The 15,509-nt window shown below is 71.6% G+C and carries 15 protein-coding genes; 12 read left to right on the plus strand and 3 right to left on the minus strand.

All coding sequences use genetic code 11. The features are described 5' to 3' along the window. Positions 1-123 precede the first annotated feature (123 nt). From shc to AC1Z4A_RS27510, 6 genes are read left to right on the plus strand one after another with little or no spacing between them, the layout of a single operon-like run. Positions 124-2,142: a squalene--hopene cyclase gene (shc, locus tag AC1Z4A_RS27485; RefSeq protein WP_483682555.1), complete on the plus strand. Its 2,019-nt coding sequence runs from the start codon at positions 124-126 to the stop codon at positions 2,140-2,142. After that, positions 2,142-2,792: a phosphorylase family protein gene (locus tag AC1Z4A_RS27490; protein ID WP_483682556.1), complete on the plus strand. Its 651-nt coding sequence runs from the start codon at positions 2,142-2,144 to the stop codon at positions 2,790-2,792. Before shc ends, AC1Z4A_RS27490 begins: the two co-directional genes overlap by 1 nt. A gap of 5 nt (positions 2,793-2,797) precedes the next feature. Beyond that, positions 2,798-3,820 carry an adenosyl-hopene transferase HpnH gene (gene hpnH, locus AC1Z4A_RS27495; RefSeq protein ID WP_483682557.1) on the plus strand — a complete coding sequence of 341 codons (1,023 nt, stop codon included), beginning with the start codon at positions 2,798-2,800 and terminating at the stop codon, positions 3,818-3,820. A 5-nt stretch (positions 3,821-3,825) separates the two neighbouring features. Further along, positions 3,826-4,992 carry a flavodoxin-dependent (E)-4-hydroxy-3-methylbut-2-enyl-diphosphate synthase gene (gene ispG, locus AC1Z4A_RS27500; protein ID WP_483682558.1) on the plus strand — a complete coding sequence of 389 codons (1,167 nt, stop codon included), beginning with the start codon at positions 3,826-3,828 and terminating at the stop codon, positions 4,990-4,992. A gap of 46 nt (positions 4,993-5,038) precedes the next feature. Continuing rightward, positions 5,039-6,931, plus strand: coding sequence for a 1-deoxy-D-xylulose-5-phosphate synthase (gene dxs / locus AC1Z4A_RS27505; protein ID WP_483682559.1), 1,893 nt, complete (start codon positions 5,039-5,041; stop codon positions 6,929-6,931). Further along, positions 6,928-8,340, plus strand: coding sequence for an aspartate aminotransferase family protein (locus AC1Z4A_RS27510; protein ID WP_483682560.1), 1,413 nt, complete (start codon positions 6,928-6,930; stop codon positions 8,338-8,340). Before dxs ends, AC1Z4A_RS27510 begins: the two co-directional genes overlap by 4 nt. A 28-nt stretch (positions 8,341-8,368) precedes the next feature. Here the strand turns inward: AC1Z4A_RS27510 and AC1Z4A_RS27515 are convergent, their stop codons facing one another. Continuing rightward, positions 8,369-9,175: a tyrosine-protein phosphatase gene (locus AC1Z4A_RS27515; RefSeq protein WP_483682561.1), complete on the minus strand. Its 807-nt coding sequence runs from the start codon at positions 9,173-9,175 to the stop codon at positions 8,369-8,371. A 154-nt stretch (positions 9,176-9,329) separates the two neighbouring features. Here AC1Z4A_RS27515 and AC1Z4A_RS27520 point away from each other — a divergent pair, with 154 nt between their 5' ends. Next, a complete protein-coding gene (locus AC1Z4A_RS27520) occupies positions 9,330-10,121 on the plus strand; it encodes an SGNH/GDSL hydrolase family protein (RefSeq protein WP_483682562.1) in 792 nt (263 codons plus the stop codon). Positions 10,122-10,134: 13 nt separating this feature from the next. Here the strand turns inward: AC1Z4A_RS27520 and AC1Z4A_RS27525 are convergent, their stop codons facing one another. Further along, the gene (locus AC1Z4A_RS27525) at positions 10,135-10,590 is read right to left on the minus strand and encodes an ATP-binding protein (RefSeq protein ID WP_483682563.1); all 456 of its coding nucleotides are present in this window, start codon (positions 10,588-10,590) and stop codon (positions 10,135-10,137) included. 136 nt (positions 10,591-10,726) lie between these two features. On the opposite strand from AC1Z4A_RS27525, the gene AC1Z4A_RS27530 reads away from it, so the two are divergent. From AC1Z4A_RS27530 to AC1Z4A_RS27540, 3 genes are all read left to right on the plus strand, one after another. Further along, positions 10,727-11,593: a helix-turn-helix domain-containing protein gene (locus AC1Z4A_RS27530; protein WP_483682564.1), complete on the plus strand. Its 867-nt coding sequence runs from the start codon at positions 10,727-10,729 to the stop codon at positions 11,591-11,593. Positions 11,594-11,596: 3 nt separating this feature from the next. Beyond that, the gene (locus tag AC1Z4A_RS27535) at positions 11,597-11,863 is read left to right on the plus strand and encodes a DUF397 domain-containing protein (protein WP_483682565.1); all 267 of its coding nucleotides are present in this window, start codon (positions 11,597-11,599) and stop codon (positions 11,861-11,863) included. A gap of 104 nt (positions 11,864-11,967) precedes the next feature. Further along, the gene (locus AC1Z4A_RS27540) at positions 11,968-12,813 is read left to right on the plus strand and encodes an SAM-dependent methyltransferase (protein ID WP_483683750.1); all 846 of its coding nucleotides are present in this window, start codon (positions 11,968-11,970) and stop codon (positions 12,811-12,813) included. Between the two features lie 50 nt (positions 12,814-12,863). Here AC1Z4A_RS27540 and AC1Z4A_RS27545 read toward each other — a convergent pair whose 3' ends face one another. Then, complete coding sequence (locus tag AC1Z4A_RS27545) at positions 12,864-13,430, minus strand: carboxymuconolactone decarboxylase family protein (RefSeq protein ID WP_483682566.1); 567 nt, start codon at positions 13,428-13,430, stop codon at positions 12,864-12,866. Positions 13,431-13,564: 134 nt separating this feature from the next. Here AC1Z4A_RS27545 and AC1Z4A_RS27550 point away from each other — a divergent pair, with 134 nt between their 5' ends. Together AC1Z4A_RS27550 and AC1Z4A_RS27555 are read left to right on the plus strand one after the other, a co-directional pair. Beyond that, positions 13,565-14,212, plus strand: coding sequence for an alpha-ketoglutarate-dependent dioxygenase AlkB family protein (locus tag AC1Z4A_RS27550; protein ID WP_483682567.1), 648 nt, complete (start codon positions 13,565-13,567; stop codon positions 14,210-14,212). Positions 14,213-14,311: 99 nt separating this feature from the next. Continuing rightward, a complete protein-coding gene (locus AC1Z4A_RS27555; RefSeq protein WP_483682568.1) occupies positions 14,312-15,505 on the plus strand; it encodes an MBL fold metallo-hydrolase in 1,194 nt (397 codons plus the stop codon). The last annotated feature ends 4 nt before the right edge of the window (positions 15,506-15,509 follow it).

Here is a 15,509-nt window from a genome sequence, read left to right on the forward strand (position 1 = left end):
CCGAACTAGAACCCTCGCGGTCGCCGGCCGGTGCCTTGCTCTCGGCACCGGCCGACGGAACCCCCCGGTACGGCAGTCACCAGCAGTACGGCAGAGAAGAAACTCACTGCATTAGGGGAAGCCATGACAGCGACGACCGACGGCACCGGGGCGGTACCGCCCCGCGCAGCCGAGGCCGGCCAGAGCACGACCGTATTGCCCCCCGACCCGGCGGCCGGTGAGCCGCCGAAGACGCACGAGGCCGCGGAGCGGGCCGCCGCCCGTGCCGTCGAGCACCTCCTGTCCCACCAGGACGAGCAGGGCTGGTGGAAGGGCGACCTGGAGACCAACGTCACCATGGACGCCGAAGACCTGCTCCTGCGCCAGTTCCTCGGCATCCGGGACGAGCGCACCACGGCCGCCGCCGCCCGCTGGATCCGTTCCCGGCAGGGCCCGGACGGCACCTGGGCCACCTTCCACGGCGGCCCCCCCGAACTCTCCGCGACCGTCGAGGCGTACGCCGCCCTCCGGCTCGCCGGGGACGCCCCCGACGCCCCGCACATGGCCGCCGCCTCCGCCTGGATCCGGGAGCACGGCGGCATCGCCTCGGCCCGCGTGTTCACCCGCATCTGGCTGGCGCTCTTCGGCTGGTGGCGGTGGGAGGACCTCCCCGAACTGCCGCCCGAGATCATGTACTTGCCGAAGTGGTTCCCGCTCAACATCTACGACTTCGGCTGCTGGGCCCGGCAGACCATCGTGCCGCTGACGATCGTCGGCGCCCTGCGGCCCGTACGCCCCGCGCCCTTCGCCCTCGACGAGCTGCACACCGACCCGCGGCTGCCCAGCCCGCCGCGCCCGCTCGCCCCGGCCACCAGCTGGGACGGCGTCTTCCAGCGCCTGGACAAGGCGCTGCACCTCTACCGCAGATTCCCCGTCGGCCCGCTGCGCCGCGCCGCGATCGACGCGGCGGCGCGCTGGATCATCGAGCGCCAGGAGAACGACGGCTGCTGGGGCGGCATCCAGCCCCCCGCCGTCTACTCGGTCATCGCCCTCCACCTGGTCGGCTACGACCTGGGCCACCCCGTGCTGCGCGCCGGGCTCGAGTCGCTGGACCGTTTCGCCGTCTGGGGCGAGGACGCCGAGGGCGAGCCCGTCCGGATGATCGAGGCCTGCCAGTCCCCGGTGTGGGACACCTGCCTGGCCGCCATCGCGCTCGCCGACGCCGGGCTGCGCCCCGACCACCCGGCGCTGGTCAAGGCTGTCGACTGGATACTGGACGAGCAGATCGTCCGCTCCGGCGACTGGGCCGTGCGACGGCCGGAACTGCCCCCGGGCGGCTGGGCGTTCGAGTTCCACAACGACAACTACCCGGACATCGACGACACTGCCGAGGTCGTCCTGGCCCTCAAGCGGGTGGCGCACCCCGACCCGCAGCGGGTCGAGGCGGCCGTCCAGCGGGCCGCCCGGTGGACCCTCGGCATGCAGTCGAAGAACGGTGCCTGGGGCGCCTTCGACGCCGACAACACCAGCGCCTTCCCCAACCGGCTGCCGTTCTGCGACTTCGGCGAGGTCGTCGACCCGCCGTCCGCCGACGTCACCGCGCACGTGGTGGAGATGCTCGCGGTCCTCGGCAGGCAGCACGACCCGCGCACCCGGCGCGGCATCGAATGGCTGCTGGGCGAACAGGAGGAGTCCGGCGCCTGGTTCGGCCGCTGGGGCGTCAACTACGTCTACGGCACCGGCTCCGTGGTGCCGGCCCTGGTGACCGCCGGGCTGCCGGTCTCCCACCCGGCCATCAGGAACGCGGTCTCCTGGCTGGAGAGCGTGCAGAACGCCGACGGCGGCTGGGGCGAGGACCTGCGCTCGTACCGGGACCCCGAGTGGATCGGCCGCGGCGCCTCCACCGCCTCCCAGACCGCCTGGGCGCTGCTGGCGCTGCTGGCGGCGGGGGAGCGGGACGGCGAGGCCGTGGACCGGGGCGTGGCCTGGCTGGCGCGGACCCAGCGCGAGGACGGCTCCTGGGACGAGCCGTACTTCACCGGCACCGGCTTCCCCTGGGACTTCTCCATCAACTACCACCTGTACCGCCAGGTCTTCCCGCTCACCGCTCTCGGCCGGTACCTGCACGGCGAGCCCTTCGCCCCCGAGCGGCAGGAGGGCTGATGGCCGACGGCACGGGCTCGCCCGCCCCCGCACCGCTGCTGGTCGCCTGCGCGCTCGGCATCGAGCGCCTCGCCCTGCGCGGCGGCCTCTCCGGTGCGGCCGGGCCCGTGACGGTACTGCGCACGGGCATGGGGCCGCAGGCGGCGGACCGTGCCATCACCCGCGCCCTGAACGACGGCACCGCACTGCGGGACGCCGCCGTGATCGCCACCGGCTTCTGCGCCGGACTGGCCCCCGGGATGCACCCCGGCGACCTGCTCGTCGCCGACGAGACGCGCGACCGTGCGGGGCGCACGGAGTGCGTGGGCGTGGAGATGCTCGCCAAGGAACTGGCGCGCGCCGTGCCCAGGAGCGTCATCCACATCGGGCCGCTCGTCGGCTCCGACCACGTGGTGCGCGGCGCCGAGCGCGGCGCCCTGCACGCGGCGGGCGCGCTCGCCGTCGACATGGAGTCGGCCGCCACGCTCCGAAGCGCCGTCCGGGCCGGTGCACGCCCGGTTGCGGCCGTCCGGGTGATCGTGGACGCTCCAGAACATGAACTGGTACGAATCGGGACCCTGCGGGGAGGAATATCGGCCTTCCGCGTGCTCCGCACCGTCCTTCCGGCTTTTTTCGAATGGCACCGTTCTTTGCTGCTCCCCAGGAGGTGAGCCAGATGGCCATGCCGCTTCGCCAGACCATCCGGGTCGGGACCTATCTCTTTGAACAGAAGCTGCGCCGGCGGGAGAAGTTCCCGCTGATCGTGGAGCTGGAGCCGCTCTTCGCCTGCAACCTCAAGTGCGAGGGCTGCGGCAAGATCCAGCATCCGGCCGGGGTGCTCAAACAGCGGATGCCGGTTGCCCAGGCGGTCGGTGCGGTGCTCGAATCCGGGGCGCCGATGGTGTCCATCGCCGGCGGCGAACCCCTGATGCACCCGCAGATCGACGAAATCGTGCGGCAGTTGGTGGCGCGCCGGAAATACGTCTTCCTCTGCACGAATGCGCTGCTGATGCGGAAGAAGATGGAGAAGTTCACGCCGTCCCCCTATTTTGCCTTCGCGGTCCATATCGACGGGCTGCGCCAGCGGCACGACGAGTCCGTTGCGAAGGAGGGTGTGTTCGACGAGGCGGTGGAGGCCATCAAGGAGGCCAAGCGGCGCGGCTTCCGGGTCACCACCAATTCGACGTTCTTCAACACCGACACCCCGCAGACCGTCGTCGAGGTCCTCAACTTCCTCAACGACGACCTGTGCGTGGACGAGATGATGATCTCGCCCGCCTATGCCTACGAAAAGGCCCCCGACCAGGAGCACTTCCTGGGCGTCGAGCAGACCAGGGAGCTGTTCTCGAAGGCGTTCTCCGGCGGCAACCGCAAGCGCTGGCGGCTCAATCACAGCCCGCTCTTCCTCGACTTCCTGGAGGGCAAGGCGGACTTCCCGTGCACCGCCTGGGCCATCCCCAACTACTCCCTCTTCGGCTGGCAGCGCCCCTGCTACCTGATGAGCGACGGATACGTGCCGACGTACCGTCAGCTGGTCGAGGAGACCGACTGGGACAAGTACGGGCGCGGCAAGGACCCGCGCTGCGCCAACTGCATGGCCCACTGCGGCTACGAACCGACGGCCGTCCTCGCCACCATGGGGTCGCTGAAGGAGTCGCTGCGCGCCGCCCGCGAGACCATCTCCGGAAACCGGAGCTGACGGTCATGGCCACGACGGAGCCCGTCTCCCTGGGCCTCCCCTCGGTACCGGCCCGGCCGCTCGCGGTGCGCCGTCCGTCACGGCGCATCCAGGTCGGCCCGGTACCGGTCGGCGGCGACGCCCCCGTCTCCGTGCAGTCGATGACGACGACGCGGACGTCGGACATCGGTGCCACGCTGCAGCAGATCGCGGAGCTGACGGCGTCGGGCTGCCAGATCGTGCGTGTGGCGTGTCCGACGCAGGACGACGCGGATGCGCTGGCGGTGATTGCGAGGAAGTCGCAGATCCCGGTGATCGCGGACATCCACTTCCAGCCGAAGTACGTCTTCGCCGCCATCGACGCCGGCTGCGCCGCGGTCCGGGTCAACCCGGGCAACATCAAGCAGTTCGACGACAAGGTCAAGGAGATCGCCAGGGCGGCCTCGGATGCGGGCACCCCGATCCGTATCGGTGTGAACGCGGGCTCACTGGACCGGCGCCTGCTGGAGAAGTACGGCAAGGCCACGCCCGAGGCGCTGGTGGAGTCGGCTCTGTGGGAGGCGTCGCTGTTCGAGGAGCACGGCTTCCGTGACATCAAGATCTCGGTCAAGCACAACGACCCGGTCGTGATGGTCAATGCGTACCGCCAGCTGGCCGCGCAGTGCGACTACCCGCTGCACCTGGGTGTCACCGAGGCGGGCCCGGCCTTCCAGGGCACCATCAAGTCCGCGGTCGCGTTCGGCGCCCTGCTCAGCGAGGGCATCGGCGACACCATCCGCGTCTCGCTGTCCGCCCCGCCGGCCGAGGAGATCAAGGTCGGCATCCAGATCCTGGAGTCCCTGGGCCTGCGCCAGCGCCGCCTGGAGATCGTCTCCTGCCCCTCCTGCGGCCGCGCCCAGGTGGATGTGTACAAGCTGGCGGAGGAGGTCACGGCGGGCCTGGAGGGCATGGAGGTACCGCTGCGCGTGGCGGTCATGGGCTGTGTCGTCAACGGTCCGGGCGAGGCCCGGGAGGCCGACCTCGGTGTGGCCTCGGGTAACGGCAAGGGTCAGATCTTCGTGAAGGGCGAGGTCATCAAGACGGTGCCCGAGTCGAAGATCGTGGAGACCCTCATCGACGAGGCCATGAAGCTCGCCGAGCAGATGGAGAAGGACGGCGTCCTCCCCGGGCCGCCCGCCGTCGCCGTGCACTGACCCGGGGCCGGAGAAACAGGAACGGAACACCAGAGGAGGGGGCCTCGTGTCGCTGTTGGAGAACATCCGCAACCCGCGCGACCTGAAGGCACTGGACGGCGAGGACCTCGCCGAACTCGCCGAGGAGATCCGGCACTTCCTGATCCACGCGGTGGCCAGGACCGGCGGGCACCTCGGCCCGAATCTCGGCGTGGTGGAGCTGACGATAGCCCTGCACCGCACCTTCGACTCGCCCGCCGACCGCATCCTGTGGGACACCGGTCACCAGTCCTACGTCCACAAACTGCTCACCGGCCGCCAGGACTTCTCGAAGCTGCGCGGCAAGGGCGGCCTGTCGGGCTACCCCTCGCGCGAGGAGTCCGAGCACGACGTCATCGAGAACAGCCACGCCTCCACCGTCCTGGGCTGGGCCGACGGCCTCGCCAAGGCCAACCAGGTGCTCGGGCGCTGGAACCGCCACGTCGTCGCCGTCATCGGCGACGGCGCGCTCACCGGCGGCATGGCCTGGGAGGCCCTCAACAACATCGCCGCCGCCAAGGACCGTCAGCTGATCGTCGTCGTCAACGACAACGAGCGCAGCTACGCGCCCACCATCGGCGGCCTTGCCAACCACCTTGCCACCCTGCGCACCACCGACGGCTACGAGCGCGCGCTGTCCTGGGGCAAGGACGCCGTCCAGCGCCTGCCGCTCGTCGGCAAGCCGCTCTACGAGTCCCTGCACGGCGCGAAGAAGGGCTTCAAGGACGCCTTCGCCCCGCAGGGCATGTTCGAGGACCTGGGCCTGAAGTACGTCGGCCCCATCGACGGCCACGACATAGGAGCCGTCGAGTCCGCGCTCCGCCGCGCCAAGCGCTTCCACGGCCCCGTCCTCGTCCACTGCCGGACCCAGAAGGGGCGCGGCTACCTGCCCGCCCTGGAGGACGAGGCGGACCGCTTCCACACCGTGGGCGTGATGAACCCGCTGACCTGCGAGCCCCTCGCCCCGTCCGGCGGGAAGTCCTGGACCTCGGTGTTCGGCGACGAGATGCTCCGGATCGGGGCCGAGCGGCCGGACGTGGTGGCGATCACCGCGGCGATGCTGCACCCCGTGGGCCTGACGAAGTTCGCCCAGGCGTACCCGGACCGGGTCTGGGACGTGGGCATCGCCGAGCAGCACGGGGCGGTCTCGGCCGCCGGGCTGGCCACGGGCGGGCTGCACCCGGTCTTCGCCGTCTACGCCACCTTCCTCAACCGCGCCTTCGACCAGGTGCTGATGGACGTGGCCCTGCACAGGTGCGGCGTCACCTTCGTCCTCGACCGGGCGGGCGTCACCGGCACGGACGGGCCCAGTCACAACGGCATGTGGGACATGTCGATCCTCCAGGTCGTCCCGGGCCTGCGGATCGCCGCCCCGCGCGACGCCGCCAGTCTCCGCGCCCAGCTGCGCGAGGCCGTCGAGGTGAAGGACGCCCCGACCGTCGTGCGCTTCCCCAAGGAGACCGTCGGCCCGGACATCCCGGCCCTCGACCGGGTCGGCGGCATGGACGTCCTCGCCCGGCCGGAGACGCCCGAACCCGACGTGCTGCTCGTCGCGGTCGGGGCCATGGCCGGAGTGGCCCTCGACGCCGCCGAGCTGCTCGAAGCGCGCGGCACCACCTGTACCGTCGTCGACCCCCGCTGGGTCAAACCGGTCGACGAGGCGCTGCCCCCGCTCGCCGTCCGGCACCGCCTGATCGCGGTGGTCGAGGACAACAGCCGCACCGGCGGCGTCGGCTGGGCCGTGGCGCAGGCGCTGCGCGACGCCGGCGCCGACCTGCCGGTGCGCACCTTCGGCATTCCCGAGCAGTTCCTGCCACACGCCAAGCGCTCCGAGGTGCTGGCGGACCTGGGGCTCACCCCCGCCGAGATCGCCGGCCGGATCAGCGCGGCCCTGGCGCGCAAGGAGAACGACAGCGCATGACCGTGGACGACATCAAGAGAGACGACACCGCGACCTTCGACCTGGCCGAGCTGCTGGCCCGGCGCGGTGCCGAGCGGTACGAGCTGCACGCCCGGCACCTCAACCACCAGCTGCCGCGCATGCTGCGCACCATCGGCTTCGACAAGGTCTACGAACGGGCCGAGGGCGCCTACTTCTGGGACGCGGAGGGCCTGGACTACCTCGACATGCTGGCCGGGTTCGGGGTGATGGGCGTCGGCCGCCACCACCCCGTCGTGCGCAAGGCGCTGCACGACGTCCTCGACGCCTCGCTCGCCGACCTCACCCGCTTCGACTGCCCGCCGCTGCCCGGCCTGCTCGCCGAGAAGCTGCTGTCGTACGCCCCGCACCTGGACCGGGTGTTCTTCGGCAACAGCGGCACCGAGGCGGTGGAGACCGCGCTGAAGTTCGCCCGGTACGCCACCGGCCGACCGCGCGTGCTGTACTGCGCGCACGCCTTCCACGGGCTGACCGCCGGCTCGCTGTCCGTCAACGGCGAGGACGGCTTCCGCGACGGCTTCGCGCCGCTGCTGCCCGACACCGCGATCCCGCTGGGCGACCTGGACCGCCTGGAGCGGGAGCTGAAGCGCGGCGACGTGGCGGCCTTCGTGGTCGAGCCGGTCCAGGGCAAGGGCGTGCACATGCCGCCGCCCGGCTTCCTGCGCGCGGCACAGGAGCTGCTGCACCGGCACAAGGCGCTGCTCATCGCGGACGAGGTGCAGACGGGCATCGGCCGCACGGGCGAGTTCTTCGCCTACCAGCACGAGCGGGGCGTCGAGCCGGACCTGGTCTGCGTGGCCAAGGCGCTGTCCGGCGGCTACGTACCGGTCGGGGCGACGCTCGGCAAGGACTGGATCTTCAAGCGGGTCTACTCGTCCATGGACCGGGTGCTGGTCCACTCGGCCAGCTTCGGCTCCAACGCCCAGGCCATGGCCGCCGGGCTGGCCGTGCTGGCCGTCATGGAGGACGAGCGGATCGTCGCCAACGCCCGGGAGACGGGCGAGCTGCTGCGCTCCCGGCTGGCGGCGCTGGTCGGCAAGTACGAGCTGCTGCACGACGTGCGCGGCCGCGGCCTGATGATCGGCATCGAGTTCGGCAGACCCAAGTCGCTGGGCCTGCGCAGCCGCTGGGCCATGCTGCAGGCGGCGCGCAAGGGCCTCTTCGCGCAGATGGTCGTGGTGCCGCTGCTCCAGAAGCACCGCATCCTCACCCAGGTCTCGGGCGACCACCTGGAGGTCATCAAGCTGATCCCCCCGCTGATCATCGGCGAACGCGAGGTGGACCGCTTCGTCGGAGCCTTCACGGCAGTCATGGACGACGCCCACAACGGCACGGGCCTGATGTGGGACTTCGGCCGGACGCTGGTCAAACAGGCGGTGACGAACCGCTGAGGCCGGGGGCGGCTGTGCCGCCCCCCGCTCACGCGCCGAGCAACCGCTCCCGCAACCGCTCCCGCGTCTCCGGGGCGAGCCCCAGCCCGTCCACGAGGTAGTCCTCCACCGACCCCCACGTCTCCGCGATCGCGGAAAACGCCGCCCCCAGATACTCCGCACGCGCCTCGAACAACGGCGAAAGCAGCTCCTCCACCTCGGGCGAATCCACCCCGTCCGTCCCGTCCCCCCGCCACACCCGGTACCGCCGATGCGGCGCATTCGACTCCAGGTAGTCGGCCTCGATCGCCCCCCGCTCCACCCCCAGCGCAAGCAGCGTCACGGCGACCGAGAGCCCCGCCCGGTCCTTGCCGGCCGCGCAGTGCATCAGCGCGGGCACGCTCCCCTCGGCGAGGACGTGCAGGACCCGGCTGTGCTCGGCGGTGCGGGTGGTGACGATGTTCCGGTACGAGCTGGTCATCCGGCCCGCGGCCCGGCCGTCGCCCAGCACGGACCGCAGTGTGCCCAGGTCCCCCTCGCGGACCATCCGCCAGAACACGCCACCGTCGGCGGGGTCGGAGAGCGGGATGTTGACGTTGCGCACCCCGTGGAGCGCCACGTCCGGGCCTTCGAGCCGGATGTCCGCGGCATTGCGGAAGTCGAAGATCGTGTGCAGCCCCAGCGAGCCGAGGAAGGCGGCATCCGCGTCGGTCGCGTGCGCCAGGTGGCCGCTGCGGAACAGGACGCCGGGTCTTACGCGCCGCCCTCCGGCGGCCGGCAGACCGCCCAGGTCACGGAAGTTGCGCACCCCCGACAGCTCCGGTTCGGCCTGCGGGACGTGCGGCGTCTGCGTCACGGGAGCGCTCCTCGGTTCGATTCTCCGCGCCGGTTCGGGGTGGGCGTCATCGTATTCCGCCGTGCGCGAGATTGCCGGGGTGGGATACATCACGGCTCGTCAACCCCTGGTTACGGTGGCGTAGGTCACTCCGGAAGGTGAAAGATGCACTGATGTGGCAGACGATTCGAATGCATTGAGCAAGAGGTCGATCGGGTCGTACGCAGCCGTCGGCGACAGCTTCACCGAGGGCGTCGGGGACCCAGGGCCCGACGGCACCTTCGTCGGCTGGGCCGACCGACTGGCCGTACTCCTGTCCGACCAGCAGGAAGAGCACACCTTCCGGTACGCCAACCTCGCCGTCCGCGGCCGCCTCCTGGACCAGATCGTCGAGGAGCAGGTGCCCCGGGCCCGGGAACTGGCGCCGGATCTCGTCACGTTCTGCGCCGGCGGCAACGACATCCTGCGGCCCGGCAGTGACGCGGACGACGTGGCCCAGCGGTACGAGGCCGCCGTGGCCCAGCTGACGGAGTCCGTCGGCACCGTACTGCTGTGCACCGGCTTCGACACCCGGGGCATCCCGGTGCTGCGCCATCTGCGCGGCAAGATCGCGACGTACACCGCGCACGTCCGGGCCATCGCCGACCGGCACGGCTGCCCGGTCCTCGACCTCTGGTCGCTGCGCTCGGTGCAGGACCGGCGGGCGTGGAGCGAGGACCGGCTGCACCTCTCGGCGGACGGGCACACGCGCGTGGCGCTGCGGGCGGCCCAGGTCCTCGGCCTGGAGGTGCCGGCCGACCCCGACCAGGCGTGGCCGGACGAGGGGCAGCGCTCGCCCGCCGAGGTGCGCCGGGACAACGTCCACTGGGCGCGCGAGCACCTGGTGCCGTGGATCGGCCGCCGCCTGCGCGGCGAGTCCTCGGGGGACAACGTGGAGCCCAAGCGCCCGGACCTGCTTCCCCTCTGATCCCCCCAGGGGGTCAGGCGAGCCGCCCGTGCGGCAGATCGGCCCAGACGACACGGCCCCGGCCGCTGTCGTCGGGCCGGACCCCCCAGTCCTGGGACAGCGCGCCGACCAGCAGCAGTCCGCGCCCGCTCTCCTCGTCCGCGCCGCTGCACCGCGCCCTCGGCTCCGTCGGGGTGTGCCCCTGGTCCGCCACCTCTATGCGCAGCCGCGCGCCGCTGAGCCGCAGCTGGCAGCTGACCTTGTCGCTGTCCGTGTGCCGCACGGCGTTGGTGAACAGCTCGGACACCACCAATTGGGCGTCGTCGCACGCCACTTCGTCTATTCCCCACTCCCGCAGCCGCGCGAGAACTCGTTTTCGCGCCTCCGCCACCGAGGTGTTGAGGGCCGGGAAGTGAAAGGCGTCCTGCAGACGGCCGGCGAGATAGCTGCCGCAGAGCCCGAGCGAGGGTGCGTCATGGGAGGGGACCACTCCGCAACTATGTGCGATACGGCTCATCTGTGGCAAGGTTCAATCTGTAAATTACAGAATCGCAAGGACAGTCTGTCGACCCGACAGACTGCGTGGCACACTGCTGGCATATGACGGCAGTTGGAGGGGGTGGACAGTGGCGGACGCACGGCCGGCGGGTGCCCCGACGGTCCTGAGGGTCGTGCTCGGCAAGCGACTCCAGGACCTCAGGGAGAAGGCCGGGCTCTCCTTCGAGGAGGCGGGCCGCGCCCTGGACGTCACCCACGCCACCGTCCGGCGGATGGAGAAGGCCGAGGTCGGGCTGAAGATCCCCTACGTGGAGAAGCTCCTCCGCGTCTACGGGGTGCTCGACCCGGAGGAGGTCGCCGGCTTCCTCACCCTCACCCGCGAGGCCAACCGCCCCGGCTGGTGGCACCGCTTCCGGGACGTCCTGCCCGAGTGGTTCAGCGCGTTCGTCAGCCTGGAGGGAGAGGCCAATCTCATCCGCGCCTACGAACCGCACTACGTCCCCGGACTGCTCCAGACCGAGGACTACGCCCGGGCCGTGCTCCGCGCCGGCATGCCGCACGCCCCGGAGGCCGACGTCGAGCGCGCCGTCTCCGTCCGGCGGCAGCGCCAGGCCCTGCTCACCCGGGACCGGGCACCGCTGCTGTGGGTGGTCATGGACGAGACCGTCCTGCGCCGGCCCATCGGCGGGCCGGAGGTCATGCGGGCCCAGGTCGACCGGCTCCTGGAGGCCACCGACCTGCCCAGTGTGCGCCTCCAGCTGATGCCGTTCGCCGCCGGGCCGCACCCGGCGATGTACGGCCCCTTCCATATCTTCCGGTTCCCGATCCAGGAGCTTCCGGACATCGCATACGCCGAAAACCTGGTCGGAGCCTCGTACTTCGACCAGCGCGACGATGTCTCGGCTTTCCTGGAGGCGCTGGACCGCATGTGCGCGCAGGCCGCGCCGGCACACACCACCAAGGCAATCCTGGGTGGCATTCGTAAGGAGATCTGAACCATGGATCTGGACCGCATATACAACGGCATGCCCGCGAGCGACCTCGGCACCGAGGGCTGGACCAAGCCGTGGAGCGGTGGCAACGGCGGCAGCTGCGTCGAGGTCATGCGGCTGAACGACGGCCGGGTGGCCCTGCGCCAGTCCACCGACCCCGAGGGCCCGGCGCTGATCTACACCCACCACGAGATGGAGACCTTCATCCGGGGGGCGAAGGCCGGCGAGGCCGACTTCCTGCTGGCGGGGCCCAGCCTGAGCGCCGCCGACTAGGACGTCCGGACAGGGCCTTCCGACAGGGCCTTTTGACAGGGCGTCCGGACGGGCATCCGGGCTCATCAGCCGTAACACATGCGTACCGAAGGGAACAGGGCGTGATCGAGCAAGGCGTGAGCGGACAGGGCTTCTCCGCAGAGGAGATCGACACCAGCAGACCGCACCCGGCCCGGATGTACGACTACTACCTCGACGGCTGGGACAACTACGAGGTCGACCGCGTCGCGGCCGAGCGCGTCATCGAGGCGCACCCCCAGGTGCGCCTCTCCGCCCGGCACAACCGGGCCTTCCTGCGGCGAGCGGTCCGGGAGGCGGTGCGCGGCGGGATCCGCCAGTTCATCGACATCGGCACCGGCATCCCCACCTCCCCCAACACCCACGAGGTGGCACGGGAGTCCGCCGCCGGCGTCCGGGTCGCCTACGTCGACAACGACCCCATCGTGGCCACCCACGCCGGGGCGAAGCTGACCGACGCGGGCGGCGCCGGGTTCGCCCTCGCGGACGTCCGGGACCCGGAGTCGGTCCTGCGCCACCCCGTCGTCCGTGAACTCGTCGACTTCGGCGAGCCGGTGGCGCTGCTCCTCGTGGCCGTCATGCACTTCGTCAAGGACGAGGAGGACCCGGCCGGCATCATCGCCACCCTCGGCGACGCCCTGCCCGCCGGCAGCTGGCTGATCCTCTCGCACGCCACGGAGGAGCCCTACGAGGGGTACGCGGAGGGCCGCACGGACTACGCGGCGCGGGACGGCGTGCTGAACGTCTACAAGAACGCCACAGCCGCCCTCAACCTGCGCGGCCGCACCGCCATCGAGCCGCTCTTCGGCGACTTCGCACTCATGGAGCCCGGGCTGGTCCGGGTGCCGCTGTGGCGCCCGGACGGCCCGGTGCCGGATCCCGAGGAGCTGAACAACACGATCTTCTACGGGGGAGTGGGCCGCAGGGGCTGACCGCAGGGGCTGACCGCCAGGGCTGACCGCAAGGGCCGGTGCAGGCGGTGTCAGGCGGTCTTCGCCCGGCGGGCCGGGATCTCGCAGCTGTCCTTGAAGCCCTGACTGGTCAGCCCCAGCGCCGCGTTGATGCGCGAGCGGAAGTTCTCCACCGCCACCATCGCGGTCAGCTCGACGAAGCCGGCGTTGCCCAGCTGCCGCCGCAGCCGCTCCGCCAGCTCGTCCTCGACCGCGGGCGGGGTGGCGGACATCGCCTCGGCGTACTCCAGGACGTCCCGCTCCAGCGGGGTGTAGGCGTCGCTGTCCCGCCACCGCGGCACGTCGCGGAGCTTCTCCTGCGGCATGCCGTGGCCGTGGCTCAGCCAGTAGCCGAAGTCCATGCACCATGAGCAGCCGATGGCCGCGGACGAGGCCATCTCGGCGAGGCTCTTCAGCTGCGGGTCGAGCTTCTTCCAGCGGCCCAGCGACATCTCGAAGCGGGCGTCGGTCAGCAGCACCTTGCGGTGGTGCGCCAGGGCCAGGAGCGGATCGATGACCTTGCCGTAGGTCCGCTTGCTGTACCAGGCGACGAGGCGGGTCAGCAGGGTGCGGGGCGGGTCGAGCGGGATGCGGGCCATGGCCGGTTCCTCCGTCAATCGTGCTGTCGCGGATGCTTGCACCGGTACGACGGATGGACCTGTCTCCCGTGTGACATCATCCGCGAAATTCTTTCGAAAACAGGGATCAGCGCAGGTCGGCCTAGGCTGGCCGCATGGACGGTGAACTCTTCCCCCGGCCGCCCGCCGAGGTGGCCCCGGGGGCCGTGCACGTCCCCGGCTGGCTCGACCCGACCGCGCAGCACCGCCTGCTGGACGCCTGCCGGGAGTGGGCCCGGCCGCCCGCCGGGCTGCGGACCGTACGGATGCCCTCGGGCGGCGAGATGTCGGTGCGCACCGTGTGCCTGGGCTGGCACTGGTTCCCCTACGGGTACGCCCGTACCGTCGTCGACGGCGACGGCGTCCCGGTCAAGCCGTTCCCCGCGTGGCTGGGCGAGCTGGCCCGGGCGGGCGTGGCCCGGGCGTACGGGCGGGAGCCCGGCACGGAGCCGTACGACATCGCGCTCGTCAACTTCTACGACGGGCAGGCGAAGATGGGCATGCACCGCGACAGCGACGAGAAGTCCGACGCACCGGTCGTCTCGCTCAGCCTCGGGGACGCGTGCGTCTTCCGGTTCGGGAACACGAGCGGCCGGAGCCGGCCGTGGACGGACGTCGAGCTGCGCAGCGGCGACCTCTTCGTCTTCGGCGGGGACGCCCGGACGGCCTACCACGGCGTGCCCCGCACCTTCCCCGGCACCGCACCGTCCTGGCTCGGTCTCGACGGGAGGCTGAACATCACGCTGAGGGTGAGCGGGCTGTAGGGGGTGTCTACGCCCGTTTCGGCCGGGCCGATAATGAGGTGACCTGCCTTCCCCTGTGGCCCGTTCGGCATGGGGGTGCCCCCTCGCCCTGGAGGTGCCGTGACCGGCTTCCGCCCGACCAGCTCACCGCTCGACGCTCTGCGCCCGGCCGCGTTCGGCGCGGATCCGGCGGGGGAGCGGATGGCGCGCATCAGGCGGTCGCCGAACTTCGCCGACGGCGTCTTCGTCAACCCCGAGGGGCCCCGGCGGACGCCGGCCGGCTCGATGCTGTCGGTCCTGCCCACGTACTTCCGCAAGGAGGAGCGCGCCCGCCGGGCCCCCGCCCACCCCGTGCCCGTGCATCCCACGACGGTCGCCGACCTGGCCGTCCCGCCCGCCTCGGGGCTCCGGCTCACCTGGATGGGGCACTCCAGCGTGCTGGCCGAGATCGACGGCGGCCGGGTGCTCTTCGACCCGGTGTGGTCCGAGCGCTGCTCGCCCTTCGCCCACGCGGGGCCCCGGCGGCTGCATCCGGTGCCGGTGCCGCTCGCCGAGACCGGGCGGCTCGATGCGGTGGTCATCTCCCACGACCACTACGACCACCTGGACATGCCCACGGTCCGGGCGCTGGCCCGCACCGGCACGGCCTTCGTCGTCCCGCTGGGCGTCGGTGCCCACCTGGAGCACTGGGGCGTACGGGCCGAGCGGATCACGGAACTCGACTGGCACGAGTCCACCGAACTCGCGGGGCTGACCTTCACCGCCACGCCCGCCCGGCACTTCTGCGGCCGGGCCCTGCGCAACACTCAGCACACCCTGTGGGCCTCTTGGGTGGTCGCGGGCCCCACGCACCGCATCTTTCACAGCGGCGACACCGGCTACTTCCCCGGCTTCGCCGACATCGGCGCCCGGTACGGCCCGTTCGACGCCACGATGGTGCAGATCGGGGCGTATTCCGAACATTGGCCCGACATCCACATGGAGCCCGAGGAGGGCATGCAGGCCCACGTCGACCTCCAGGGCGGCCGGGCCGCACAGGGGGTCATGCTGCCCATCCACTGGGGCACCTTCAGCCTCGCGCCGCACCCCTGGGCGGAGCCCGCCGAAGGGACCGTCGCCGCGGCCCGGCGCATGGGCGCGCGGGTCGCCGCGCCCCGGCCAGGGCAGCCGTTCGAACCGGAGGCGGGGCTGCCGCTGGAGCTGTGGTGGCGCCCGGTCGCAGTGCGCCCGGCGGGCGGCTGGCCGGACGTGACCGAAGCCGTGGCGGGGGACGTCGTGGGCGAGGGCGACGCCGACGTCGTTCTCCAGGCATGAGGCG

It is taken from the genome of Streptomyces sp. 17_S59 (assembly GCF_056930295.1).